The sequence below is a fragment of the Vibrio sp. 2033 genome (assembly GCF_033339735.1).
On record NZ_JAWOVC010000715.1, the window covers coordinates 1 to 544 of the forward strand.

Sequence of the window (544 nt, forward strand, 5' to 3'; positions counted from 1 at the left end):
GTTTGCAGTAGGTTGGTACTTGAAATCGCTGCGCACAAAACGGTTCAGGCTGCCTTCAACTTGCCCAAGAATTTGCGCAGCAAGAATGCGCTCTTCTACAGGGAAAGATTTACCTTCACGAATTTTACGCTCACGCAGAATCTGACGTAGTTGGGTTTCGATACGTTCAAACAGCTGGTTGATGCGTTCACGTAGACGTTCGTTTTCAAACATTAAAGCATGACCAGACAGAATACGTGTCAAGCCAGGGTTACGTTCTGAAAATGCAAGAATCAGGTGCATTACCATACGAATACGCTCTAGTGTATCTTTCTCGTCATCTAAAATGCGGTTGATGCGAGTCATCAAGGCTTCTTCGATGAACTCAATCAAACCTTCAAACATGCGAGCTTTACTTGGGAAATGACGGTACAACGCGGCTTCGGAGACGCCGACTTGTTTTGCCAATTTTGCCGTAGTAATGCGTGAAGCGCCTTCTGCAGATTCAAGCATTTGTGCTAATGCTTGCAAGATCTCTTCACGACGATTGGATTTTTTACTGCCG

Annotated in this window: 1 protein-coding gene; it reads right to left on the reverse strand. The window is 45.2% G+C overall.

Features of this window, described 5'->3' with window-relative positions; translation table 11 throughout:
• Window positions 1–544: nucleoid occlusion factor SlmA (slmA, locus tag R7P74_RS28685; RefSeq protein ID WP_318124088.1), on the reverse strand; the 544-nt coding region annotated here is incomplete at both ends.